This is a genomic window from Stutzerimonas kunmingensis, from assembly GCF_014764705.1.
Lineage (GTDB): Bacteria > Pseudomonadota > Gammaproteobacteria > Pseudomonadales > Pseudomonadaceae > Stutzerimonas.
Genome location: NZ_JACXXG010000008.1, coordinates 20,621 through 44,665, shown reverse-complemented (window position 1 = coordinate 44,665; position 24,045 = coordinate 20,621). Strand labels below are relative to the sequence as shown.

General features: G+C 61.5%; 28 protein-coding genes. 23 read left to right on the top strand and 5 right to left on the bottom strand.

The genetic code is table 11. The annotated features are described in order from the left end of the window. The first annotated feature begins 10 nt into the window (after positions 1–10). Together secF and IEG05_RS09010 are read left to right on the top strand one after the other, a co-directional pair. The gene (gene secF, locus IEG05_RS09015) at positions 11–922 is read left to right on the top strand and encodes a protein translocase subunit SecF (protein ID WP_191121946.1); all 912 of its coding nucleotides are present in this window, start codon (positions 11–13) and stop codon (positions 920–922) included. A 76-nt stretch (positions 923–998) separates the two neighbouring features. Then, a complete protein-coding gene (locus tag IEG05_RS09010; protein WP_014819457.1) occupies positions 999–1,532 on the top strand; it encodes a glycine zipper 2TM domain-containing protein in 534 nt (177 codons plus the stop codon). A 65-nt stretch (positions 1,533–1,597) separates the two neighbouring features. On the opposite strand, the gene suhB is transcribed toward IEG05_RS09010, so the two are convergent. Then, the gene (gene suhB / locus IEG05_RS09005) at positions 1,598–2,413 is read right to left on the bottom strand and encodes a type III secretion system regulator SuhB (protein ID WP_023446554.1); all 816 of its coding nucleotides are present in this window, start codon (positions 2,411–2,413) and stop codon (positions 1,598–1,600) included. A gap of 94 nt (positions 2,414–2,507) precedes the next feature. Between suhB and trmJ the strand changes: the two genes are divergently transcribed. From trmJ to der, 19 genes are all read left to right on the top strand, one after another. After that, positions 2,508–3,344: a tRNA (cytosine(32)/uridine(32)-2'-O)-methyltransferase TrmJ gene (gene trmJ / locus IEG05_RS09000; protein ID WP_224742751.1), complete on the top strand. Its 837-nt coding sequence runs from the start codon at positions 2,508–2,510 to the stop codon at positions 3,342–3,344. Next, on the top strand, positions 3,344–4,120 hold the full coding sequence (gene cysE / locus IEG05_RS08995; RefSeq protein ID WP_191121945.1) for a serine O-acetyltransferase: 777 nt from the start codon (positions 3,344–3,346) through the stop codon (positions 4,118–4,120). The genes trmJ and cysE (IEG05_RS08995) overlap by 1 nt, the downstream gene beginning before the upstream one ends. A gap of 158 nt (positions 4,121–4,278) precedes the next feature. Beyond that, on the top strand, positions 4,279–4,770 hold the full coding sequence (gene iscR, locus IEG05_RS08990; RefSeq protein ID WP_014819461.1) for a Fe-S cluster assembly transcriptional regulator IscR: 492 nt from the start codon (positions 4,279–4,281) through the stop codon (positions 4,768–4,770). Positions 4,771–4,801: 31 nt separating this feature from the next. Beyond that, the gene (locus IEG05_RS08985) at positions 4,802–6,016 is read left to right on the top strand and encodes an IscS subfamily cysteine desulfurase (RefSeq protein ID WP_102832997.1); all 1,215 of its coding nucleotides are present in this window, start codon (positions 4,802–4,804) and stop codon (positions 6,014–6,016) included. Between the two features lie 43 nt (positions 6,017–6,059). Continuing rightward, positions 6,060–6,446: a Fe-S cluster assembly scaffold IscU gene (iscU, locus tag IEG05_RS08980; RefSeq protein WP_003284664.1), complete on the top strand. Its 387-nt coding sequence runs from the start codon at positions 6,060–6,062 to the stop codon at positions 6,444–6,446. 14 nt (positions 6,447–6,460) lie between these two features. After that, the gene (gene iscA / locus IEG05_RS08975) at positions 6,461–6,784 is read left to right on the top strand and encodes an iron-sulfur cluster assembly protein IscA (RefSeq protein ID WP_003298170.1); all 324 of its coding nucleotides are present in this window, start codon (positions 6,461–6,463) and stop codon (positions 6,782–6,784) included. 7 nt (positions 6,785–6,791) lie between these two features. Further along, positions 6,792–7,313 carry a co-chaperone HscB gene (gene hscB / locus IEG05_RS08970; RefSeq protein ID WP_102832998.1) on the top strand — a complete coding sequence of 174 codons (522 nt, stop codon included), beginning with the start codon at positions 6,792–6,794 and terminating at the stop codon, positions 7,311–7,313. A 41-nt stretch (positions 7,314–7,354) separates the two neighbouring features. After that, positions 7,355–9,217: a Fe-S protein assembly chaperone HscA gene (hscA, locus tag IEG05_RS08965; RefSeq protein ID WP_101274627.1), complete on the top strand. Its 1,863-nt coding sequence runs from the start codon at positions 7,355–7,357 to the stop codon at positions 9,215–9,217. 5 nt (positions 9,218–9,222) lie between these two features. Further along, entirely contained in the window at positions 9,223–9,561 is a 339-nt protein-coding gene (gene fdx, locus IEG05_RS08960; RefSeq protein WP_003298166.1) for an ISC system 2Fe-2S type ferredoxin, read from the top strand. Between the two features lie 11 nt (positions 9,562–9,572). Further along, the gene (gene iscX, locus IEG05_RS08955) at positions 9,573–9,773 is read left to right on the top strand and encodes a Fe-S cluster assembly protein IscX (protein WP_041013198.1); all 201 of its coding nucleotides are present in this window, start codon (positions 9,573–9,575) and stop codon (positions 9,771–9,773) included. A gap of 168 nt (positions 9,774–9,941) precedes the next feature. Next, complete coding sequence (gene ndk, locus IEG05_RS08950; RefSeq protein WP_003284654.1) at positions 9,942–10,373, top strand: nucleoside-diphosphate kinase; 432 nt, start codon at positions 9,942–9,944, stop codon at positions 10,371–10,373. A gap of 19 nt (positions 10,374–10,392) precedes the next feature. Then, the gene (gene rlmN, locus IEG05_RS08945) at positions 10,393–11,541 is read left to right on the top strand and encodes a dual-specificity RNA methyltransferase RlmN (protein ID WP_014819466.1); all 1,149 of its coding nucleotides are present in this window, start codon (positions 10,393–10,395) and stop codon (positions 11,539–11,541) included. A gap of 11 nt (positions 11,542–11,552) precedes the next feature. Then, entirely contained in the window at positions 11,553–12,311 is a 759-nt protein-coding gene (gene pilW / locus IEG05_RS08940) for a type IV pilus biogenesis/stability protein PilW (protein WP_191121944.1), read from the top strand. Next, a complete protein-coding gene (locus tag IEG05_RS08935) occupies positions 12,308–13,315 on the top strand; it encodes a RodZ domain-containing protein (protein WP_191121943.1) in 1,008 nt (335 codons plus the stop codon). Before pilW ends, IEG05_RS08935 begins: the two co-directional genes overlap by 4 nt. 7 nt (positions 13,316–13,322) lie before the next feature. Beyond that, positions 13,323–14,435: a flavodoxin-dependent (E)-4-hydroxy-3-methylbut-2-enyl-diphosphate synthase gene (gene ispG / locus IEG05_RS08930; protein WP_003298158.1), complete on the top strand. Its 1,113-nt coding sequence runs from the start codon at positions 13,323–13,325 to the stop codon at positions 14,433–14,435. 16 nt (positions 14,436–14,451) lie between these two features. Beyond that, a complete protein-coding gene (hisS, locus tag IEG05_RS08925; RefSeq protein WP_191121942.1) occupies positions 14,452–15,741 on the top strand; it encodes a histidine--tRNA ligase in 1,290 nt (429 codons plus the stop codon). A 27-nt stretch (positions 15,742–15,768) separates the two neighbouring features. Continuing rightward, entirely contained in the window at positions 15,769–16,410 is a 642-nt protein-coding gene (locus tag IEG05_RS08920; protein WP_014819471.1) for a tetratricopeptide repeat protein, read from the top strand. 3 nt (positions 16,411–16,413) lie between these two features. Continuing rightward, on the top strand, positions 16,414–17,562 hold the full coding sequence (bamB, locus tag IEG05_RS08915) for an outer membrane protein assembly factor BamB (RefSeq protein WP_041013200.1): 1,149 nt from the start codon (positions 16,414–16,416) through the stop codon (positions 17,560–17,562). A gap of 103 nt (positions 17,563–17,665) precedes the next feature. Beyond that, positions 17,666–19,144, top strand: a complete 1,479-nt coding sequence (gene der / locus IEG05_RS08910; protein WP_191121941.1) for a ribosome biogenesis GTPase Der — start codon at positions 17,666–17,668, stop codon at positions 19,142–19,144. 4 nt (positions 19,145–19,148) lie between these two features. Here der and cysE (IEG05_RS08905) read toward each other — a convergent pair whose 3' ends face one another. Beyond that, positions 19,149–19,943 (bottom strand): serine O-acetyltransferase, encoded by a 795-nt coding sequence (gene cysE / locus IEG05_RS08905; protein ID WP_191121940.1) that lies wholly within the window; start codon positions 19,941–19,943, stop codon positions 19,149–19,151. A 158-nt stretch (positions 19,944–20,101) separates the two neighbouring features. On the opposite strand from cysE (IEG05_RS08905), the gene IEG05_RS08900 reads away from it, so the two are divergent. Next, positions 20,102–21,250, top strand: coding sequence for a pyridoxal phosphate-dependent aminotransferase (locus tag IEG05_RS08900; RefSeq protein WP_191121939.1), 1,149 nt, complete (start codon positions 20,102–20,104; stop codon positions 21,248–21,250). Beyond that, positions 21,238–22,032 (top strand): amidohydrolase, encoded by a 795-nt coding sequence (locus IEG05_RS08895; RefSeq protein WP_014819476.1) that lies wholly within the window; start codon positions 21,238–21,240, stop codon positions 22,030–22,032. Before IEG05_RS08900 ends, IEG05_RS08895 begins: the two co-directional genes overlap by 13 nt. Before the next feature lie 124 nt (positions 22,033–22,156). Here IEG05_RS08895 and IEG05_RS08890 read toward each other — a convergent pair whose 3' ends face one another. The 3 genes from IEG05_RS08890 to IEG05_RS08880 all read right to left on the bottom strand — a co-directional run bounded on the left by IEG05_RS08890 (position 22,157) and on the right by IEG05_RS08880 (position 23,979). Next, positions 22,157–22,534 (bottom strand): DUF2784 domain-containing protein, encoded by a 378-nt coding sequence (locus IEG05_RS08890; RefSeq protein ID WP_045666528.1) that lies wholly within the window; start codon positions 22,532–22,534, stop codon positions 22,157–22,159. Positions 22,535–22,538: 4 nt separating this feature from the next. Then, complete coding sequence (locus IEG05_RS08885; RefSeq protein ID WP_042928285.1) at positions 22,539–23,165, bottom strand: DUF2238 domain-containing protein; 627 nt, start codon at positions 23,163–23,165, stop codon at positions 22,539–22,541. An 82-nt stretch (positions 23,166–23,247) separates the two neighbouring features. Then, positions 23,248–23,979 (bottom strand): endonuclease, encoded by a 732-nt coding sequence (locus IEG05_RS08880; RefSeq protein ID WP_191121938.1) that lies wholly within the window; start codon positions 23,977–23,979, stop codon positions 23,248–23,250. Positions 23,980–24,045: the final 66 nt, after the last annotated feature.

Genomic DNA, 24,045 nt, shown 5'->3' with positions numbered 1-24,045 from the left:
GGCTAGCACGATGAAACGCGTAATCAATTTCATGGGTGTCCGCCATGTGGCCTTCGCCCTGACCGTGGTGCTGACCGTTGCGTCACTGGCGAGCCTGATGGTCAAGGGGCTCAACTTCGGGTTGGACTTTACTGGCGGCACGCTGATCGAACTCGGCTACGAGCGCCCGGTCGAGCTCCAGCAGGTGCGTGGGCAGCTTGAGCAGTCCGGGTTTGGCGACGCTGTAGTGCAGAGCTTCGGTGCGACCACTGACGTGCTGGTGCGCATGCCGGGCGATGATCCGCAGCTCGGGGAGCGCATCGCCGATGCCTTGCGCGGAGCCGACAGCGCCAACTCGGTAAGCGTCAAGCGGGTCGAGTTCGTCGGGCCTGCGGTGGGCGAGGAGCTGCGCGATCAGGGTGGTTTGGGCATGCTGCTCGCGCTGGGTGGTATTCTGGTCTACGTGGCCTTTCGCTTTCAGTGGAAGTTCGGTCTCGGTGCCGTGCTGTCGCTGTTCCACGATGTGATCGTCGTTCTCGGGGTGTTCTCCTTTTTCCAGATATCGTTCGATCTCACCGTGCTGGCCGCTGTGCTGGCGGTTATCGGCTATTCGCTGAACGACACAATCGTCATCTTTGACCGGATCCGCGAGAACTTCCGCATGCTGCGCAAGGCGGAGCTGCTTGAAAACATCAATATCTCCACGACGCAAACCTTGCTGCGCACCATGGCAACTTCGGTATCCACGTTGCTGGCTGTCGGTGCGCTCATGGTCTTTGGTGGCGAGAATCTGTGGGGCTTCTCGCTGGCGCTGTTGATCGGCGTTGGGGCAGGCACGTACTCGTCGATCTATGTCGCTGGCATGCTGCTAGTCTGGCTGAAGCTCACCCGTGACGACCTGATTCCACCAGTGGTGGAAGAGGAAGCGGACGAGCGCCCCTGATCTTCTTCGAACTTCCGCAGCCTAAAGGAGTCCAAGGCTGCGGAACGGGCGCAGCCCGAAGGAAGAGGAAGTCACAGTGAACAAGTCCATGTTGGTCGGTACGGCGCTCGGAGTGGTGGTCGCCACGGCTGGCGGCGCTTTCGCTACTTATAGTCTGGTTGATCGCGGGCCGAAATTCGCCGATGTGCTGGCGGTGGAGCCGATCAAGGAAACCATTCGGACTCCGCGAGAGGTTTGCAAGGATGTCGCGGTGACTCGGCAGAAACCAGTGCAGGATCAGCATCGCATCGCAGGTACAGCAGTGGGTGCGGTGGTTGGTGGCCTGCTCGGCAATCAGGTTGGTGGCGGTACCGGCAAGAAAATTGCGACGGTCGCCGGTGCGGTCGGTGGCGGTTATGCAGGCAATCAGGTGCAGGGCCGCATGCAGGCCAGCAGCACCTATACCACTACCGAAACACGCTGCAGCACGGTAACCGATTCGCACGACAAGATCGTCGGCTACGACGTGAAGTACGACCTCGCCGGCAAGGTGGGTCGCGTACGCATGGATCGTGATCCGGGTAGCCAGATCCCGGTGCAGGATGGACAGTTGTCGCTATCGCAGCAGTGAGTTGAGCGATTGTGCAGCAACAAAAAAACGCCCCGTTTGGGGCGTTTTTTATGCCGCCATCGTTCTCAGCGCTTGAGAGAAGGTGTCAGGTGCGGCTGGATGGTGGTCAGTACCGCCTTGAAGCATTTGGTGTTGCCGGCAACGATCTGACCCTTCTCAAGGAAGTCATGGCCGCCGCTGAAATCGCTCACCAAGCCGCCGGCTTCCTGGATCAGCAGTGCGCCTGCAGCCATGTCCCATTCGGAAAGGCCAAACTCCCAGAACGCATCAAAGCGGCCTGCAGCGACATAAGCCAGGTCGAGGCTTGCGGCGCCGGCACGACGTAGGCCGGAGGTCTGGCCGACCAGGCTGCGGAACATCTTCAAGTAGCTGTCCAGGTTGTCCATCTGGCCATCCTTGAACGGAAAGCCGGTGCCGAGCAGTGCGCCGTCCAGGCTCTTGCGTGCGCTAACGCGCAGGCGGCGGCCGTTCAGGGCGGCGCCACGGCCGCGGCTAGCGGTGAATTCTTCCTGGCGTACCGGGTCCAGCACGACCGCGTGTTCCAGGCGCCCGCGGTACTTGCAGGCGATGCTGACGGCGTAGTGAGGAATGCCGCGGACAAAATTGGTGGTTCCATCCAGCGGGTCGATGATCCACAGGTAATCGGCGCCGTCCCCGCTACCTTCGAGCAGTCCGCCTTCCTCGCCCAGGATGCCGTGATTCGGGTAGGCCTTGCGCAGCGCATTGACGATGCTCTGCTCTGCGGCCTTGTCGATTTCGGTGACGTAATCCTTCGCTTCTTTCTCGTTGACCGAGATTGCATCCAGGCGATCGGTGGAACGCACAATCAGTTCGCCGGCGCTGCGGGCGGCGCGCAGCGCGATATTCAGCATGGGCTGCATGGATCAATTACCTGGTCGTTAAAGAAAGCGCGAAATTCTATCAGGAAAGCGCCGGCGCATGTAGCGTCACGGTGGTGGTTGCAGGGGGCGGCAGATGGCGGATCGGGAGCCGCTTCCTGTAAGCTTTCTGCTCGCTTTCAAGCAGAGAATTATTGTGTCGCTGCAGAACATTCGTGTCGTGCTGGTCAATACCAGTCATGCCGGCAACATCGGTGGTGCGGCTCGCGCCATGAAGAACATGGGGCTTTCGCGCCTGGTATTGGTCGATCCCGAGGATTTCCCGAGTCCCAACGCTGTGGCCAGGGCGTCCGGTGCAACCGACATTCTCGATAGTGCACGGGTCGTTGCAACGCTGGAAGAGGCGCTGGCTGGTTGCAGTCTGGTGCTCGGAACCAGTGCTCGTGATCGGCGCATTCCCTGGCCGTTGCTCGATCCTCGGGAGTGCGCGTCGGTTTCCGTGGAGCAGTCTGCCGGGGGCGGCGAAGTCGCATTGGTATTCGGTCGCGAGTACGCGGGGCTGACCAATGAGGAGTTGCAGCGCTGCCAGTACCACGTCCATATCCCGTCTGATCCACAGTTCAGTTCATTGAATCTCGCTGCGGCCGTGCAGGTGCTTACCTACGAGGTGCGCATGGCCTGGTTGGCTGCCGAGGGGCGGCCAACCAAGGTCGAAAAACTGGAAACCACGGCGATGCTGGATGCCCAGCCCGTGACTGTCGACGAGCTGGAGAATTACTTCGGTCATCTTGAGCAGACTCTGGTGGATATCGGCTTTCTCGATCCGGCCAAGCCCAGGCATCTGATGCCCCGATTGCGTCGGCTCTACGGGCGCAGCGGTGTCAGCAAGCTGGAAATGAATATCCTGCGCGGTATTCTCACCGAGACACAAAAGGCTGCCCGCGGCGAGCCTCACAAGCGGAGAAGTGATTGATGTTCGAACGCATGCGCGAAGACATTCAGAGCGTTTTCCATCGCGATCCGGCGGCACGCAATGCGTTCGAAGTTCTGACCTGTTATCCGGGGCTGCACGCCATCTGGATTCATCGCCTGTCCCATTGGCTGTGGGGGCATGAATTCAAGTGGCTTGCGCGGATGTCCTCGAATCTGGGGCGCTGGCTGACCGGGGTCGAGATCCATCCGGGCGCCAGGATTGGCCGGCGATTCTTCATTGATCACGGGATGGGCATCGTCATTGGCGAGACCGCGGAAATTGGCGATGACGTGACGCTCTATCACGGCGTGACACTCGGTGGCACCAGCTGGAATAAGGGCAAGCGCCATCCGACGCTTGAAGATGGTGTAATCGTGGGAGCCGGCGCGAAGATCCTTGGGCCGTTCACCGTCGGCGCGGGCGCGAAGATCGGCTCTAATGCGGTGGTTACCCGTGAAGTGCCGCCGGGAGCGACGGCGGTTGGGATTCCGGGGCGGGTGATCGTCAAATCCAGCGATGAGCAGGAAGCCAAGCGCAAGGCCATTGCCGAGAAGATCGGATTCGACGCCTATGGCGTCAGCGAGGATATGCCTGATCCCGTCGCGCGAGCCATTGGGCAGTTGCTGGATCATGTTCAGGCCGTAGAGGAGCGCTTGGAGGGCATGTGTGGTGCGCTCAAGGCGCTGGGCAGCGATTATTGCGCCAAGGACCTTCCGGAGCTGCGAGAAGAAGACTTCGTTGAAGTGAAGTCCAACGCTGGCGATGCCCGCACCTGAAGTGCGCGGGCTGGCAGCAGCTGGTATCATGCCGGCCCGCTGCCTCCGGCCGGGCGTGGTTCCAGACTAAAGACCTACTGAATTAATAGGTCTTATAGTTGACTCAATTACTCGGGAATTGCATAATTGCGCCAAACCGTAATGCTTGGTGCAGACCGATGCGATTAACCACCAAAGGTCGTTATGCCGTGACCGCCATGCTCGATCTGGCGCTGCATGCGCAGCATGGGCCGGTCTCCCTGGCCGATATTTCCGAGCGGCAGGGTATTTCCCTTTCCTATCTCGAGCAGCTCTTCGCGAAGCTGCGCCGCGGCAGCCTGGTGACGAGCGTGCGAGGGCCCGGCGGCGGCTATCAGCTTTCTCGCGACATGGCCGGCATTCAGGTCGCCCAGGTCATCGACGCTGTGAACGAGTCGGTCGATGCCACGCGTTGCCAAGGTCTGGGCGGCTGCCACTCTGGCGATACCTGCCTGACTCACCATCTGTGGTGTGACCTCAGCCAGCAGATTCATGAATTCCTCAGCGGCATCAGCCTGGCCGACCTGGTCAAGCGCCAGGACGTGCAGCAGGTCGCCCTGCGCCAAGACATGCGCAAGGCTGGCGGCACTTCGCCGCATATGGACAAGATAGAAACGTCCGCCATCGATTGAGCAGGGCGACTGCCTGATAGGAGATATCTGAATGAAATTGCCGATTTACCTGGACTACTCTGCGACCACACCTGTGGATCCGCGTGTTGCCGCCAAGATGATCGAGTGCCTCACCAACGAAGGCAACTTCGGCAATCCGGCGTCGCGCTCTCATGCCTTTGGCTGGAAAGCCGAGGAAGCCGTGGAGAATGCGCGCCGTCAGGTTGCTGAACTGGTCAACGCCGATCCCCGTGAAATCGTCTGGACATCCGGTGCAACCGAGTCGGACAACCTGGCCATCAAGGGCGTCGCGCATTTCTATGCGTCCAAGGGCAAGCACATCGTCACCACCAAGATCGAGCACAAGGCGGTACTGGATACCACTCGCCAGCTCGAGCGCGAAGGCTTCGAGGTCACGTATCTCGAACCGGGCGAGGATGGCATCGTCACGCCGGCGATGGTCGAAGCTGCGCTGCGCGACGACACTATTCTTGTGTCGGTCATGCACGTGAACAACGAGATCGGCACTATCAACGACATCACCGCCATCGGCGAGCTGACCCGTTCTCGCGGCATTCTTTTCCATGTCGATGCGGCGCAGTCGACCGGCAAGGTCGAAATCGATCTGGAGAAGATGAAGGTCGATCTGATGTCCTTCTCCGCTCATAAGACCTATGGGCCGAAGGGTGTGGGTGCGCTGTATGTTCGCCGTAAGCCCCGCGTCCGCCTTGAGGCACAGATGCATGGCGGTGGCCATGAGCGTGGCATGCGTTCCGGTACGCTGGCCACGCACCAGCTGGTCGGCATGGGCGAGGCCTTTCGTATCGCGAAAGACGAAATGGCCCAGGAGAACGAGCGCGTCCGCTCCATGCGTGATCGCTTCTACAAGCAGGTCGAGCATCTCGAAGAGCTTTATGTGAACGGTAGCCTGACCGCCCGTGTACCGCACAATCTGAACCTCAGCTTCAACTACGTCGAGGGCGAGTCGCTGATCATGGCGCTCAAGGATCTGGCGGTATCGTCTGGCTCCGCCTGTACGTCCGCTTCGCTGGAGCCGTCGTACGTGCTGCGTGCCCTGGGTCGTAACGACGAATTGGCGCATAGCTCCATCCGTTTCACCTTCGGCCGGTTCACTACTGAAGAGGAAATCGACTACGCAGCTCAGAAGGTTTGCGAGGCCGTCACCAAGCTGCGCGAGCTTTCGCCCCTGTGGGACATGTTCAAAGACGGCGTCGACATTTCCAAGGTCGAGTGGCAAGCCCACTGACCGGCGTCAAGCGCCGCACAGCCTGATCTAAGAGGATTGCACCATGGCATACAGCGATAAGGTCATCGATCACTACGAAAACCCGCGCAACGTCGGCAAGTTCGACGCTGAAGACCCGAGCATCGGTACCGGCATGGTAGGTGCGCCGGCATGTGGCGACGTGATGCGTTTGCAGATCAAGGTCAACGAGCAGGGCGTCATCGAAGATGCCAAGTTCAAGACCTATGGTTGCGGCTCCGCCATCGCCTCCAGTTCGCTTGCTACCGAGTGGATGAAGGGCAAGACCCTGGAAGAAGCAGAAACCATCAAGAACACGCAGCTGGCTGAAGAGCTGGCGCTGCCGCCGGTGAAGATTCACTGCTCCGTGCTTGCCGAAGATGCGATCAAGGCAGCCGTGCGTGACTACCGCGAAAAGAAAGGTCTGCTTTAAATAGGGAGGTTGCGATGGCTATCACCATGACGCCCGCTGCAGCCCAGCACGTTCGCCGTTCGCTGGACGGGCGAGGCAAGGGTGTAGGTGTGCGACTCGGGGTGCGTACGACCGGCTGTTCGGGCTTGGCGTACGTACTTGAGTTCGTCGACGAAACGGCAGCCGAAGATTCGGTGTTCGAGAGTCATGGGGTCAAGGTGATCATTGATCCCAAGAGCTTGGTATACCTCGACGGCACGGAACTCGACTTCGTTCGCGAAGGGCTCAACGAGGGCTTCAAGTTCAATAACCCGAACGTTCGTGGCGAGTGTGGCTGCGGCGAGAGCTTCAATATCTGAGGACGCCGTGGGTACTCCCTGTCATTTTGCATTGTTCGAGTTGAAGCCCGAGTTCGAGCTGGATCTTGCGTCTCTTGCCGATCGCTATCGAGAGCTTGCTCGCCAGGTTCACCCTGATCGCTTTGCCGACGCTGGCGAAAGCGAGCAGCGTCAGGCCCTTGAGCGCTCCGCCAACCTCAATGAGGCCTACCAGACGCTCAAGAGTCCGAGCCGCCGGGCAAGGTATCTGTTGGCCATCGAGGGGCATGAGGTTCCACTGGAAGCGACTGTTCAGGATCCCGCGTTCCTCATGCGGCAGATGCATTTGCGCGAGGAGCTTGAAGAGCTCCATGAGCAGGCCGATCTGGATGGCGTAGCGGCGTTCAAGTCGCGCCTGAAGCAGGCGCAGCAGGGGCTTAACGATGATTTCGCCCGCATCTGGCAGGATTCTGAGCGGCGTGCCGATGCTGAGCGTCTGGTTCGACGCATGCAGTTTCTCGACAAGCTGACCCAGGAAGTGCGCCAACTCGAAGAGCGCCTCGACGATTAACCCCGCGCAGCGCCCGGCGTTGCGCCCGATATCAGACAGACATGGCCTTACTTCAGATTGCCGAGCCCGGACAAACCCCCCAGCCCCATCAGCGGCGCCTGGCTGTCGGAATAGACTTGGGGACCACCAACTCCCTCGTAGCTGCCCTGCGCAGTGGTGTCACTGCGCCGTTGGCCGATGCTGATGGGCAAGTGATCCTGCCGTCGGTGGTGCGCTATCACGCTGACCGCATTGAGGTTGGCGCACAAGCCAAACTTGCCGCGGCCACCGATCCGTTCAACACCATCAGTTCGGTCAAACGGCTGATGGGTCGCGGGCTGGCCGATGTGAAGCAGTTGGGCGAACAGCTGCCGTACCGCTTCCGTCAGGCTGAGTCGCAAATGCCGTTCATCGAGACCGTTCAGGGCGCCAAGAGCCCTGTGGAAGTCTCGGCTGAGATCCTGCGCGAACTCCGTCAACGTGCCGAGGCGACCCTGGGCGGTGAACTGGTCGGTGCGGTGATTACCGTTCCGGCCTATTTCGACGATGCCCAGCGTCAGGCGACCAAGGACGCCGCGCGGCTCGCTGGGCTCAGCGTGCTGCGCCTGCTCAACGAACCGACCGCGGCCGCCGTCGCCTATGGTCTGGATCGTCATGCCGAAGGCGTCGTCGCGATCTACGATCTCGGAGGCGGTACCTTCGATATTTCGATTCTTCGCCTGACCAAGGGCGTTTTCGAGGTGTTGGCCACTGGTGGCGACACGGCTCTGGGTGGTGATGATTTCGACCATGCCGTAGCGGACTGGATTCTCGAGCGTGCCGGTGTGTCCGACGATCTCGAGCCGGGCGCGCAGCGTGAATTGCTGAAGATTGCCTGCGATGCCAAGGAGCATCTGAGTGATGTGGATGCGGTGGATGTCGCGTATGCCGGCTGGTCAGGCGAGCTGCAACGCGAGACCTTCGATGCGCTGATCGAGCCGATGATTGCGCGCAGTCTCAAGTCCTGCCGGCGTGCCGTGCGGGACTCGGGTGTGGAGCTTGAGGAGATTACCGCAGTGGTCATGGTCGGCGGTTCGACCCGAGTGCCAAGAGTGCGCTCGGCAGTTGGGCAGCTGTTCGGTCGCGAGCCACTGACCGACATAGACCCTGATGAGGTTGTGGCCATTGGCGCGGCGATTCAGGCTGAGACCTTGGCTGGCAATAATCGCGATGGGGAAGAGCTGTTGCTGCTCGATGTGATCCCGCTGTCCCTCGGGCTGGAGACCATGGGCGGGCTGATGGAGAAGATCATTCCGCGCAACACCACGATTCCGGTGGCGCGCGCGCAGGACTTCACCACCTACAAAGATGGCCAGTCGGCCATGATGATTCATGTGCTGCAGGGCGAGCGCGAGCTGATCTCCGACTGCCGTTCGCTGGCTCGATTCGAGCTGCGCGGTATTCCGCCGATGGTCGCCGGGGCGGCAAAGATTCGCGTCACCTTCCAGGTCGATGCTGATGGCTTGCTCAGCGTGTCCGCGCGTGAGTTGGCATCCGGCGTGGAGGCGAGTATTCAGGTCAAGCCTTCCTATGGCCTCACCGATGGCGAAATCGCCAGGATGCTGGAGGACTCTTTCCGCAAGGCGGACGAGGACCGTGACGCCCGGGCGTTGCGTGAGCAGCTGGTTGATGCCCAGCGCCTGCTCGAGGCGGTCGAGGCTGCGCTGGCCGTCGATGGCGAGCGCTTGCTGTCTGCTGACGAGCGCGTAGCGATCGACTCCCAGGTCGCCGAGTTGCGCGGATTGCTGGACAGCCAGGATGTGCTGGCCATCGAGCGCCAGACCAAACGCCTGAGCCAGATCACCGACGCCTTTGCTGCGCGCCGGCTGGATTCGACCGTCAAGGCCGCGCTGGCCGGGCGGCGGCTAAACGATATCGAGGATTGACCCAGATGCCGCAGATCATTTTCCTGCCCAATGCCGACCATTGCCCTGAAGGCGCCGTTATCGAGGCGCAGACCGGCGAGACGGTGCTGGACGCCGCGCTGCGCAATGGCATCGACATCGAGCATGCATGCGAAAAATCCTGTGCCTGCACCACCTGCCACGTCGTGGTTCGCGAAGGCTTCCAGTCACTGGAAGCTTCCGATGAGCTGGAGGACGACATGCTCGACAAGGCGTGGGGGCTTGAGCCCAATTCCCGGCTGTCCTGCCAGGCAGTGGTGGCTGATGCCGATCTCGTCGTGGAGATTCCGAAGTACACAATCAATCAGGTTTCCGAAGGGCACTGAGGGTGGGCGTCATGCAGCTGAAATGGAGTGACGTGCAGGAAATCGCCATCGAGCTGGCCGAGCGCAAGACCGATGTAGATCCGCGCTATGTGAATTTCCTTGATCTGCATCGCTGGGTGGTGGAGCTTCCGGGCTTCGCCGATGAGCCCGGTCGGGGCGGCGAGAAAGTGCTCGAGGCCATCCAGTCGGCCTGGATCGAAGAGGCCGAATAAAGCGGTTTCGAAGTTTTCGTTTTCCTCCGGTTGGGTATCTCGGGACCGTTCGGCGGTCCCTGGCGCCATCCGGGCTTCTACCCTCTACCCTTATGTTTTTTGACATGAACCCGCGTATAATCCGCGGGTTTACTCGTTCGCTTTAACCCATCAGTTTTGGAGTCCTACATGGCCCTGCAACGCACCTTCTCCATCATCAAGCCCGACGCTGTCGCCAAGAACGTCATCGGCGAAATCACTACCCGTTTCGAGAAGGCCGGCCTGCGCGTCGTCGCTTCCAAGATGGTTCAGCTGTCCGAGCGCGAAGCGGCTGGCTTCTACGCCGAGCACAGCGAGCGTGGCTTCTTCAAGGATCTGGTTGCTTTCATGACTTCCGGTCCAGTCATCGTTCAGGTTCTGGAAGGCGAAGACGCCATCGCCAAGAACCGTGAGCTGATGGGCGCCACCAACCCGAAAGAAGCTGCTGCCGGCACCATCCGCGCCGATTTCGCCGTTTCCATCGACGAGAACGCCGTGCACGGTTCCGATTCGGAAGCCTCCGCTGCTCGTGAAATCGCTTACTTCTTTGCTGCCACCGAAGTGTGCGCACGCATTCGCTGATTGAGCGAAGGTGAATTCAATGATTGCCACGACCGGTAAAGTGAATCTGCTCGGGCTTACCCAGTCGCAACTGGAGAGCTTCTTCGAGTCCATCGGGGAGAAGCGTTTTCGCGCCGGTCAGGTGATGAAGTGGATTCACCATTTTGGTGTCGATGATTTCGACGCCATGAGCAATCTCGGCAAGGCCTTGCGCGAAAAGCTCAAGGCCTGCGCCGAGATTCGCGGCCCGGAGGTCGTCAGTGAAGACATCTCCAGCGACGGCACCCGCAAATGGGTCGTGCGTGTCGCCTCGGGCAGCTGTGTGGAAACTGTGTACATCCCCCAGGGCGGACGTGGAACGCTGTGCGTGTCCTCGCAGGCCGGATGTGCGCTGGATTGCAGTTTCTGTTCCACCGGCAAGCAAGGCTTCAACAGCAACCTGACAGCGGCCGAGGTGATCGGTCAGGTCTGGATTGCTAACAAATCATTCGGCTCCATCCCGGCGAAAATCGATCGCGCGATCACCAACGTGGTGATGATGGGGATGGGCGAGCCGTTACTGAATTTCGACAACGTCGTCGCTGCCATGCACATCATGATGGACGACCTTGGTTACGGGATTTCCAAGCGTAAGGTGACGCTCTCGACCTCCGGCGTCGTGCCGATGATCGACGAGCTGGCCAAGGTCATCGACGTTTCTCTGGCATTGTCGCTGCACGCACCCAACGATGCGTTGCGTGATCAGTTGGTGCCGATCAACAAGAAGTACCCGCTGGACATGCTGCTGGCGGCATGCAAAGGCTATATCTCGAGGCTCGGTGAGAAGCGCGTGCTGACCATCGAGTACACCCTGCTCAAGGGCATCAACGATCAGCCCGAACATGCCGAGCAGATGATCACGCTGCTGGCGGATATCCCGTGCAAGATCAATCTGATCCCGTTCAATCCGTTCCCTCACTCCGGATATGAGCGGCCGAGCAACAATGCTATCCGCCGTTTTCAGGACATCCTGCACAAAGGTGGGCACAATGTAACGGTGCGTACCACCCGCGGCGAAGACATCGACGCGGCTTGCGGTCAGCTCGTCGGCCAGGTGCTGGACCGGACGCGTCGAAGCGAGAGATACATCGCTGTGCGTGAGCTACAGAGCGAGCCAGGTGCGGCGCAAACTGCTTCGAACCGATCCTGAGGGGGATGCTGATGATTTTGCGCGCTGCGCTGCTGCTTCTACTGACCGGCCTGTTGGCCGGTTGTGTGTCTTCTGGATCCACTGATCCGCTGAGAACCGACGAAGGTCGCCAGCAGGCCCGCGACGCCTATATTCAATTGGGGATCGGCTACCTGCAGCAGGGCGCCGCCGCGCGCGCCAAGACGCCACTGCGCAAGGCCCTCGAAATTGATCCGAACAGCGCCGATGCACACGCCGCCCTGGCTTTGGTATTCCAGACCGAAATGGAAAACGAGCTGGCCGACAAGCACTACCGTGAAGCGCTCTCCAGTCGCAAGGACGCCCGCATACTCAACAACTACGGCAGCTTTCTGTTCGAGCAGAAGCGCTACCCCGAAGCCATGGAGCGTTTCCGTCAGGCTTCCGAAGACAACATGTATTCCGAGCGGGCGCGGGTCTTTCAGAATCTGGGTATGACTGCACTGCAGTTGGGTCAGCGTGAAGAGGCCGAGCTCCATTTCACCCGCTCGCTGCGCCTCGACAGTCGCCAGCCCCGCGCGTTGCTCGAGCTTGCAATCATGGCCTTCGAGGACAAGCAATACGTTCCAGCCAAGCGTTACTACGATAGCTTCAGCCAACTGGCCGAGCAGAACGCACGGAGTCTGCTGCTCGGTATCCGTCTGGCCAACATCCATCAGGACCGCGACACTGCTGCAAGCCTCGCGCTGCAGCTGAGGCGGCTGTATCCCGGTACGGATGAATACAAGCAATATCTTTCGGAGCAACGATGACCGCGCCGCACCAAGAATCCGCCGCACCGATGGGCAACAACCCCGGCGAGACGCTGCGTATAGCTCGCGAAGACAAGGGCTGGCCGCTGTCTGCAGTTGCACAGCAGCTGAATCTCACCGAGCGCTCGCTGGCTCGCATCGAGGCCGGCGATTTCAGCCAGTTGCCAGGGCACACCTTTGCCCGGGGTTACGTTCGTGCCTATGCCAAGTTGCTGGGGTTGGATCAGAATCGCCTGGTTCAGGAGTTCGACCTGCACACCGGTACCAACGCTTCTGGAAGCAACGTCAACAGCCTGGGGCGCATCGAAGAGCCCGGCCGTCTGTCGCGAAGCTTCATGCGTATCTTCGGCTTTGCCTTGTTGCTGCTCCTGGCTGCAGTCGCCTGGTATTGGTGGCAGGAACGCATGGCTCGAGAGGCCACGACGCCACCGGTCTCGGCGCTGGAGCGAATCGAAGTGGAAGGCGCGGATGGAACCACCGAGATCCATCTGCTTGATCGCGCTGACGAGGGTGCCGAGCAGCAGAGCGAACAGCCAGTCGAGCAAACAGCAACGCTAGCTGATTCGAACGAGAGTGAAGCGATCGAGCCTGAGCAACAGCCTCCAGCTACCACTGATGTGCAGGGCACCATCACCGAGCCGGCGGGCGAGGCCGCGCAGTCTCTGCCGCTGACGCTGCCTGACAGCCCCACGCAAAGCGCTGACGCAACGGCCTCCCCGGCTCCCACGAGTGCCTCGAATGACACCGCCCCGCCAGTAGCCGGCGAGGCCCAGCTGGAGCTGAGTTTCACCGCCGATTGCTGGACGCGAGTCAGCGATGCCGACGGACGAGTACTGTTCAGCGCGCTGGCCAAGGCCGGGACCAGCAGGGCGGTCAGCGGCAAGGCACCATTGGACGTACATCTGGGCTACGCTCGCGGCGCCCAACTCAGTTACAACGGCGAAGCTGTGAACCTCGCCTCTCATATGCGCGGCGAGACAGCGCGCCTCAAGCTCGGACAGTAAGCTGACCATGCATTCCGAATCTCCTATCAAGCGTCGCCAATCCCGCAAGATCTGGGTGGGCAATGTGCCGGTCGGTGGTGATGCGCCGATTTCCGTACAGAGCATGACCAATACCGAGACCTGTGATGTCGAGGCGACGGTTGCGCAGATCCAGCGCCTGGCCAATGCAGGCGCCGATATCGTCAGGGTTTCAGTGCCTTCCATGGAGGCTGCCGAGGCCTTTGGGCGCATCAAGCAACTGGTGCAGTTGCCGCTGGTGGCCGACATCCATTTCGATTATCAGATCGCTCTGCGCGTGGCCGAGCTCGGCGTTGATTGCCTGCGCATCAATCCGGGCAATATCGGTCGCGAAGATCGCGTGCGCGCGGTGGTCGATGCGGCGCGCGACAAGGGCATCCCGATCCGCATCGGGGTGAATGCCGGTTCGCTGGAAAAGGACCTGCAGAAAAAGTACGGCGAGCCGACCCCGCAGGCGCTGGTGGAGTCCGCCCTGCGCCATGTCGATCATCTCGATCGCCTGGACTTCCAGGACTTCAAGGTCAGCGTCAAGGCTTCCGACGTATTCATGGCGGTCGAGGCCTATCGGTTGCTGGCCGGGCAGATCGAACAGCCGCTGCACCTGGGCATTACCGAGGCGGGTGGACTGCGTTCCGGCACCGTGAAGTCCGCGGTCGGGCTGGGCATGCTGCTCGCTGAAGGCATCGGTGACACCATTCGTGTGTCGCTGGCGGCTGATCCTGTCGAGGAAATCAAGGTCGGCTTCGATATCCTCAAGTCGCTGCGTCTGCGTTCACGGGGAATCAACTTCATCGCCTGCCCGAGCTGTTCGCGGCAGAACTTCGATGTGGTCAAGACCATGAACGAGCTGGAAACCCGCGTGGAAGACCTGCTGGTACCGATGGACGTTGCCGTGATCGGTTGCGTGGTGAATGGTCCGGGAGAGGCGAAGGAGGCTCATGTCGGGTTGACCGGTGGCAGCCCTAACAATCTGGTCTACATCGACGGCAAGCCGGCGCAAAAACTGAACAACGAAAATCTCGTCGATGAGCTGGAGCAGCTCATCCGACGCAAGGCCGCCGAGAAGCTCGCGGCCGACGCGGCGGTCATCGCGCGCAGCTGATCTTTAAGGAATCCCATTGAGCAAGTCCCTGCAAGCCATTCGTGGCATGAACGACATCCTGCCTGCGCAGACCCCGACCTGGCGTTATCTGGAAAGCACCTTCGCGCACCTGCTCGATAGCTACGGCTACAGCGAGATTCGCCTGCCTATCCTGGAGTTCACCGACCTCTTCGCTCGCGGCATCGGTGAAGGCACCGACGTGGTCGACAAGGAGATGTACACCTTCCTCGATCGCAACGAAGAGTCGCTGACCCTGCGTCCTGAAGGCACTGCCGGCTGTGTGCGCGCGGTGCTTGAGCATGGCATGACCGGCGGCGGCCAGGTGCAGAAGCTCTGGTACACCGGGCCGATGTTCCGTTATGAGAAGCCGCAGAAGGGCCGCTATCGGCAGTTCCATCAGATCGGCGTGGAAGTCTTCAACCAGCCTGGGCCTGATGTCGACGCCGAGCTGATCGTGATGACGGCGCGCCTGTGGAAGCAGCTCGGCCTGGCCGACGCTGTAACGCTGCAGCTCAACAGCCTGGGCTCCAGCGAAGCACGTGCGCGCTACCGCGATGCGCTGGTGGCCTACCTGCAGCAGCGTTTCGATCAGCTCGACGAAGACAGCCAGCGGCGTCTGACGACCAATCCGCTGCGTATTCTCGACAGCAAGAATGCCCAGACTCAGGCGCTGCTGGCCGATGCACCGACGCTGCATGACTACCTCGACGATGAGTCGCGCGTGCATTTCGACGGCCTGAAGGCGCGCCTCGATGCAGTCGGCATCGCCTACGAAATCAACCCGAAGCTGGTGCGTGGTCTGGATTACTACGGTCGAACCGTGTTCGAGTGGGTTACCGACAAACTGGGCTCGCAGGGCACCGTCTGCGCTGGCGGCCGTTACGATGGCCTGATCAGTCAGTTTGGCGGTAAGCCTACCCCGGGTGTCGGCTTCGCCATGGGCGTAGAGCGCCTGGTGCTGCTGCTGGAAACCCTTGGTCTGGTGCCGGACGCCTTGAGCCCGGCGCCGCATGCCTATATCTGCGCGTTCGGTGAGCCTGCTGAGCTGGCAGCACTGGCTCTGGCCGAGCGCCTGCGCGATATGCTGCCAGGGCTGCGCCTGCTGGTGAACGCCGGTGGCGGCAGTTTCAAGAGTCAGTTCAAGAAAGCGGACAAGAGCGGCGCGCGCTTTGCGCTGATCCTGGGTGACGACGAACTGGCAGGGCGCGTGGTAGGTTGCAAGCCGCTACGCGACGACAGCGAGCAACAAAGCATTGCCTGGGATGCTCTGCCCGAGCGTCTGGCTGCCTGCCTCGAGCAGGTCTGAGACTAAGCGAATGAAAGGAGTGACAGCGTGACCTCGGGTACCGAAGAAGAAACACTGGCGCAGATCAAAGACTGGTGGCAGCGCAACGGCAAGCCTCTTCTGTTTGGGGCTGTGCTCGCTCTGGTCTTGGTGTTCGGCTGGCAATTCTGGCAGAACCATCAGGTCAACCAGGCGCAGGGTGCCTCGGTGATCTATCAGCAGCTGCTCGGCGCAGCGCTGGAAGAAGGTGAAGCTGATGCGGCGGAAGTTGCGCGATTGGGCAATCTGCTGAAGAAAGATTTCGCCGGCACGCATTATGCGCAGTACGGCAGCCTGTTCGTGGCGAAGGTGGCGGTCGAGTCGGGGCGGTTGGACGAAGCGGCTAGCGAGCTTCGCGCCGTGGTCGACAAGCCCGCCGACAAGACGCTGGACGAGCTGGCTCGTCAGCGTCTGGCACGCGTTCTGGCTGCGCAGGACAAGGCAGAAGAAGCGCTCAAGCTGCTGGACGGCAAGGCTGATCAGGCCTTCGCTGCCAGTCGCGAGGAACTGCGCGGCGATCTGCTGGTGCAGCTTGGCCGACGCGACGAGGCACATGCGGCCTACACCGCGGCGAAAGAGTCGCTGTCCCAGGATGCGGCCATCGGTGGTCTGCAAATGAAGCTGGATGATCTGGCCCGAGGGGAGGCGTAAACGATGCGCTGGAAGACTGCAGCATTGCTGACCCTGGCCGTACTGGCCGCGGGTTGTAGCAGCAAGGACACTAAAGAGCCGGAACCGGCGGAGCTGACCAAGTTCGAGGCGGAAATCTCCTTGAAGAAGGAGTGGAGTCGTTCGATCGGTGAAGGGCAGGGCAAGACCTACAACCTGCTGACGCCGGTGGTGTATGGCGACCAGATTTACGCCGCCGATGTCGAAGGGCTGGTGGTATCCATGGATCGCCTGACCGGCAAGGTCAACTGGAAGAAGAAGCTTGATACGCCGGTTTCCGGCGGGGTAGGCGCCGGGTACGGCCTGGTGCTGGTTGGCACCCTGCGCGGTGAAGTGCTGGCGCTGGACGTCAGCACGGGCGAGGAGCGCTGGCGCAGTCAGGTCAGCAGTGAAGTGCTGGCTGCCCCGGCCGTCAATGGCGACATCGTTCTGGTGCAGACGCAGGATGATCGGCTGATCGCGCTGGAGATGGATACCGGCGCGCAGCGCTGGAGCTACGAGAGCTCTCCTGCGGTGCTGACGCTACGCGGGACCGGCGCACCGCTGCTGACCAATCAGCTGGCCGTTGCCGGCCTGTCCAGCGGCAAAGTGGTCGCACTGGATACCCGTCGCGGGCTTCCGGTCTGGGAGCAGCGCGTTGCCATTCCGCAAGGACGTTCGGAGCTTGAGCGGGTCGTCGATATCGACGGTGGTCTGCTGCTATCCGGTGGCACGCTCTACGTCACCAGCTATCAGGGCCGTGCCGCGGCACTGGAACTGGAAAGTGGTCGTGTCCTCTGGCAGCGCGATGCGTCCAGCTATTCGGGTGCTGCGCTCGGCTACGGTAGCGTTTACCTGAGCCTTGCCGACGGCACTGTCGAGGGGATCGACGAGCGCTCCACGACTGCTCTGTGGCGCAATGAGTCCATGGCGCGCCGCCAGCTTTCGGCTCCCGCAGTATTTTCCAGCTATGTTGTGGTGGGTGACATCGAGGGCTATCTGCACCTGCTGAGCCAGGTCGATGGTCGTTTCGTCGCTCGCGAGCGTATCGACAGCTCCGGCGTCCGTGCCCGACCGGTAGTCGAGGGCGACTGGCTGTATGCCTTCGGCAATGACGGCAAGCTGGTGGCGTTGACTATCCGTCAGGCTGACTGACCGCAAGTTGCGCCCACGGCCGCCGCCTGGCGGAGCCCTGAATATTCGGCCGCTGCAATGCAGCGGCCTTCGTGTTTTCTGAAATATCGCAGTGGAGAGCCGCATGGTTCCCGTAATCGCCCTGGTGGGCCGCCCGAACGTCGGCAAGTCCACCCTGTTCAATCGTCTGACCAAGAGCCGCGACGCCATCGTGGCCGAGTACGCCGGTCTGACCCGAGATCGCCAGTACGGCGAGGCCAAATGGCAGGGCCGCACCTACATCGTCATCGACACTGGTGGTCTGACCGGCGATGAGGAGGGCATCGACGCCAAGATGGCCGAGCAGTCCCTGCAAGCCATGCAAGAGGCCGATGCGGTGATGTTCATGGTTGACGCGCGTGCCGGCATGACGCCTGGCGATCAGATGATTGCCGAGTACTTGCGCAAGATGAACAAGCGCCACTTCCTGGTGGCGAACAAGGTCGACAGCATCGATCCGGATATCGCTCGAGCGGAATTCAGCCCGTTGGGCCTGGGCGACGCCCTGCCGATCGCCGCCGCCCATGGCCGTGGTATCACCCATATGCTCGAGCAGGCGCTGGGCGTGTTCCCCAAGGACAACGCCGAAGTTGCCGAAGCGGAGGGTGAAGAGGGCGAGACGGTTGCCGAAGGAGAAGAGCTCAAGCGCATCCCTGGACCGAGCGAAAAGGATGGCATCAAGATCGCAATCATCGGCCGACCCAATGTGGGCAAGTCGACGCTGGTCAATCGCATGCTCGGCGAGGAACGGGTCATCGTTTATGACCAGGCCGGTACAACCCGCGACAGCATCTACATTCCCTTCGAACGTGATGACGCCAAGTACACACTGATCGACACGGCCGGTGTGCGCCGTCGCGGCAAGATCTTCGAGGCCGTAGAAAAGTTCTCGGTGGTCAAGACGCTGCAGGCGATCCAGGATTCCAACGTCGTGATTTTCGTCATGGATGCCCGCGAGGGAGTGGTCGAACACGATCTGAACCTGCTCGGCTTCGTGCTGGAAAGCGGTCGGGCGTTGGTCATCGCACTGAACAAGTGGGACGGCATGGAGCCGAGTGAGCGCGACTATGTGAAGACCGAGTTGGAGCGCCGGTTGTTCTTCGTCGAGTTCGCCGACATCCACTTCATCTCCGCCAAGCATGGTACCGGCGTCGGTAATCTGTACAAGTCCGTGCAGGCCTCGTTCACTTCAGCCGTGACGCGATGGCCCACCAGCCGTCTGACGCAGATCCTTGAAGATGCGGTTCGCGAGCATGCGCCGCCGATGGTTGCCAGCCGCCGGATCAAGCTTCGTTACGCGCACTTGGGCGGCGCCAACCCGCCGCTGATCGTGATCCATGGCAACCAGGTCGACTCGATTCCAAAGTCCTACACCCGTTATCTGGAGAACACCTACCGACGCGTCTTGAAGCTGGTCGGTACGCCCATCCGTATCGAGTACAAGGGCGGAGAAAACCCTTACGAGGGCAAGAAAAACACGCTTACCGACCGCCAGGTCAACAAGAAGCGCCGTCTCATGTCGCACCACAAGAAGGCCGAGAAGAAGCGCCGCGACAAGCGCTGACTGCTCAGCGATCTCCGTCGAACGACTGGTCCATATCCAGGGCCGGTCGTGCGTGGCGCGGCGTGCCGACCTGACGAGCCGGATTGCCAACCACCGTGGTATGCGGCGCAACGGGATGCAGCACGATGCTGCCGGCGCCAACCTTGGCGCCTTCGCCAATCTCGATGTTCCCGAGAATCTTCGCTCCAGCGCCGATCATCACGCCGCTGCGTACCTTCGGATGGCGGTCGCCGCCTTCCTTGCCCGTACCGCCCAGGGTAACGCCCTGCAGGATCGACACGTCATCGCCCACCACAGCGGTTTCGCCGATGACAATGCCGGTCCCGTGATCGAGCATGATGCCGCTGCCGATGCGGCTGGCCGGGTTGATGTCGATGCCCAGGCGTTCATTGCTGCGTGCCTGGATGAACATTGCCAGCAGGCGTTCGCCCTGTTCATGCAAGTGGTGCCCGACACGATAGGCCTGTAACGCCAGATAACCCTTGGAGAACAGGAACACTTCCAGCGCGGTGTCGAACGCCGGGTCGCGGCTGACGATTGCCTGCAGGTCAGCGCACGCCACCTCGGCGAGCGCTGCGGCCTGTTGGTGAATGCCAGCGAAACGATCAGTCAGCGTACGGCTCTGCTCGGTGCTTTCCGCCAGCGCATGGCCAATGCGCTGGGCAAGCGCGCAGCCGAAATCGGGATGCTCGAGGATAGCCCGTTGGAATAGTGCGGCCAGCGTCGGTTCGGTATCCAGCGCGTGTTGCGCCTGGGCGCGTAGCTCGTTCCACAGCGTGCTGACTGAATGACTGGGCATGCGAGGTTCCTTATGGTCGATACGCGAGGGTGCTCGTTCGCTGCACTGTAGCAGCCCGATGGCAGGCGCCGTGCGCCCTCGTATCGTGCATCGCTGTTCGGCTATCCTGTTTGCCTTCCTGCCGAACCCCCGTGCGGCAGGCTTGTCGGAAGGCTGACATGCTCATCAGTAAACTGCCCAACGTTGGCACGACCATCTTCACCACCATGTCCCAGCTGGCCGCGGACACCGGTGCGCTGAATCTCTCCCAGGGCTTTCCCGATTTCGATGGCCCCGACGCGCTGCGCGAGGCACTGGCCCGCCACGTCATGGCGGGACACAACCAGTACGCACCGATGACCGGATTGCCGGCGCTGCGCGAGCAGGTAGCGGTGAAGGTAGCCGGGTTGTACGGACGGAAAGTGGATGCCGCCACCGAGGTCACGATTACCCCGGGTGCTACCCAGGCGATCTTCTGTGCGATCCAGGCAGTGATCCGGCCGGGTGACGAGGTCATCGTCTTCGATCCGTGCTATGACAGCTACGAGCCATCGGTGCAGCTGGCTGGTGGCGTCTGCATTCACCAGCAACTGAGCCTGCCGGATTTCCATATCGATTGGCAGCGCCTGGCCGATGCCATTACCCCGCGCACGCGGATGATCGTGCTGAATACGCCGCACAACCCCAGCGGTGCATTGATCGATGCTGATGATCTCGAACGTCTGGCGGCGCTGATCCGCGAGCGTGACATCTATCTGCTCAGCGACGAGGTCTACGAGCATCTTGTGTTCGACGGCCGCGAGCATGCCAGCGTGCTGCGCCACGATGAGCTCTATCAGCGCGCATTCGTCGTCAGCTCTTTCGGCAAGACCTACCATGTCACCGGCTGGAAGACTGGATACGTGGTGGCGCCGCCTGCACTCAGCAGCGAGCTGCGCAAGGTGCACCAGTACGTCAGTTTCACCGGTGTCACGCCGCTGCAGTGGGCGTTGGCCGATTTCATGGCCGAGCATCCCGAGCACATCAGTGAGTTGCCGGCGTTCTACCAGGCCAAGCGCGATCTGTTCTGCGAGCTGCTTGCAGGCTCGCGTTTACGTTTCACCCGGGCTGCCGGGACCTACTTCCAGCTGGCCGATTATTCGGCGATCCGGCCTGATCTCGACGATGTAGCCATGGCTGAATGGCTGACCCGTGAACATGGCGTTGCGAGTATTCCGATTTCGGTTTTCTATCAGAGTCCCCCGGCCGATCTGAGGCTGGTGCGCTTCTGCTTCGCCAAACGAGAGGAGACGCTGCGTCAGGCGGCGGAAAGACTATGCGCGATCTGAACAATCTGCCCGACCTCGAACTGGCGCTGGTGCAAACCAGCCTGATCTGGCAGGACGCTGCGGCCAACCGCGAGCGCTTCGCCGCATTGCTGGATCAGGCCAGCGGTGCGGACCTGATCGTCCTGCCGGAGATGTTCACCACCGGTTTTTCCATGGATTCGGCTGCGCTGGCCGAGCCGGAAGAGGGGCCGACCTACGCCTGGCTGCGCGCTCAGGCCGCGCGACTGGATACGGTGATCACCGGCAGCGTGATCATCGAGGCGGCCGACGGCAGTCACCGCAACCGACTGCTCTGGGCGCGCCCGGATGGTGAGGTGCTGCACTACGACAAGCGTCATCTGTTCCGCATGGCGGGTGAGCACAAGCACTACACCCCTGGGCAGCAGCAGGCGCTGTTCGAGGTGAACGGTTGGCGCGTACGCCCGCTGATCTGCTACGACCTGCGCTTCCCGGTGTGGAGCCGCGATCCACACGGCACCGACCTGCTGCTCTATACGGCGAACTGGCCAGCCGCGCGCCGCGATGCCTGGAATCGCCTGCTGCCGGCGCGGGCCATCGAGAATCTGTGCTATGTCGCGGCGGTCAACCGAGTCGGCGAAGACGGCAAGGGCTATCCCTATAGTGGCGACAGCCAGGTGCTCGACTTCAAGGGTGATACGCTGCTGAACGGCGAAGAGCGTGATGCCGTGTTGCGCTGCACGCTGCGCTCACGCGATCTGGCGGCGTTCCGCGAGCGCTTCCCGGCCTACCACGATGGCGATCAGTTCGAGCTCAAACCCTAGGCCCGGACCTCGGGCGATAGCCTGCTGCACTAAGGCGAGGCAGCGCGAGGTGCTGCGCTAACGGCGGGGAGCGTGAACGGCTGTTGTGGGGAGGCTCCCACCCTGGCGGCCGGGCACCCGCTGGTTAGTGCGTTGTGCTGTGGCGCCGTCGACGCCACAACAGCCAGCCATAGATCAGCAGATTGACCAGCAGCACTATTGCCGCCAGCACATATTGCACCGGTATGCTCAGCCAGGCCGGGTAGATCAATGGCAGCAGGTAGTGCTCGATAAAGCCCGCCTCATACCCCGCGTCACCCGCCAGCCGTCGCAGCAGATTCTCCCAGTACGTCAGCGGGCACGGCCTCCCGGTCAGCTCGACGAAAACGCCCCAGACGATCGCCGGAATGTGCAGCAACACGAAGCCGCGTTTCCATGCGGCCAGCAAGCCGCCAAACAGCACGAAGAGAATGAACCCGAGGTGCAGAAGCAACACGGTGTCCGCGCCAACTCGATAGAGCATTGGGCTACGCCGTCGCGTCTGCGCGACTCATGCCGCGAATCTGACGATCCTGCAGGCGCGCCATGAGGGTGACGGACAGTAGAGCGCCGAGCAGTGCCATGAACATGTCCGATTGGGTATCCCATGGATCGCCCTGGGTGCCGAGAAAATCCTCCGCGCCCTGCCCGGCGATGAGCGCCACCCACCACTCGATCAGCTCATAGAAGGCGCTGAAGGCCAACGCGACACAAAGTGCGAGAAAGCCGAGCATCTTCCCTGGCGCGACAAAGCGCAGGCGGAGCAGGATCTCCCGTGCCAGCAGCGCGGGCGTCACACCCTGAATGAAATGGCCGAGCTTGTCGTAGGGATTGCGGCTGAGGTCGAACCATTCCTGCACCCAGAATCCCGGTGGTACCCGCGCGTAGGTGTAGGTGCCGCCGAGGATCAGGATCAGCGCATGAACGGCGATCACCACATAGAGCAGTCGCGTCAGCGGCAGGCGCTGGTGGCTCCACAGCAGCAGGGGCGCAGCGATCAGTACCGGAGCGACTTCCAGCAACCAGGTGGCACGGTCATACGGAGCGATCGCGGAGCAGGCCAGCGCCAGCAGCACTACCAACCCCAGCGTTGAATAGAGTGTTCTGTCCTGCATCGAGTTAGCCGTCGTGATCGATCCAGCCGGCAGCATGCCGGGGAGCCAGTCGGCCTGCAACCGGACGCAGAGTCAGGGTGCTTCAACCCTGGCTGGCGGGCGCCACTGCCGAGCGGGAGATCGAATGTTTGCAGTGCCGCAGGTCGACGGCACCGACATAGGTATTGGCATTGCCCTGCACGCAGGCGATGCGCTGGTTGCGCGTGCGCTCCCATTCGCTGACCGGATGCTGGCGGTTCCAGATGTCGTACAGGCGCCGGTCCTGTTTCGACAGGCGCAGTTTGTAGCGCTCGCTCATGTACAGATAGGTGCGGGCGATGGCACCGCGGCTGTACTCGGGTGGCATGGCCGTGCGCTGCTTGAAGTTCACCACGAAGGGGCAGGCACCGTACTGGGTGGGCTTTTCGCTGAGCATGCCGAAGCCGAAGTTGCTGCGGTCGCCGTTCACCTCGCCGACCACCGGAACCAGGTTGTGCAGGTCGGCCTCGGCCAAGCTGAAGATGGGGTCTTTGGCGGTGCACTGCTTGCGCCCGCCCTGTTGCCAGCACTGACGCTGATGGCCGATGACCCAGGCCGGGACGATATGCTCCCACTCCACCCGTTGAGCGCGCTTGGGCTGCTTGCGCGGGACATAGCCGCAGCTGCGCAGGTCGATGCGATTGCCCTTGAAGCTGCAGCCGCAGTAGAAGTCCACCGGTCGGTCGGCATAAAGCGTCCAGGCGACCTTCTTCGCTTCGCGGAAGGTGCGAGGCGCATCGGCGTAAGTGTTGGTGCAGCAGAACAGAGCAAGCAGAAAGAGACTGAGGCGGCGCATGGAATTCTCGACAACTGAACGAGTGTCGCATCCATGCGCGGGCCGGCATCTTACCTTTCGTTTAAG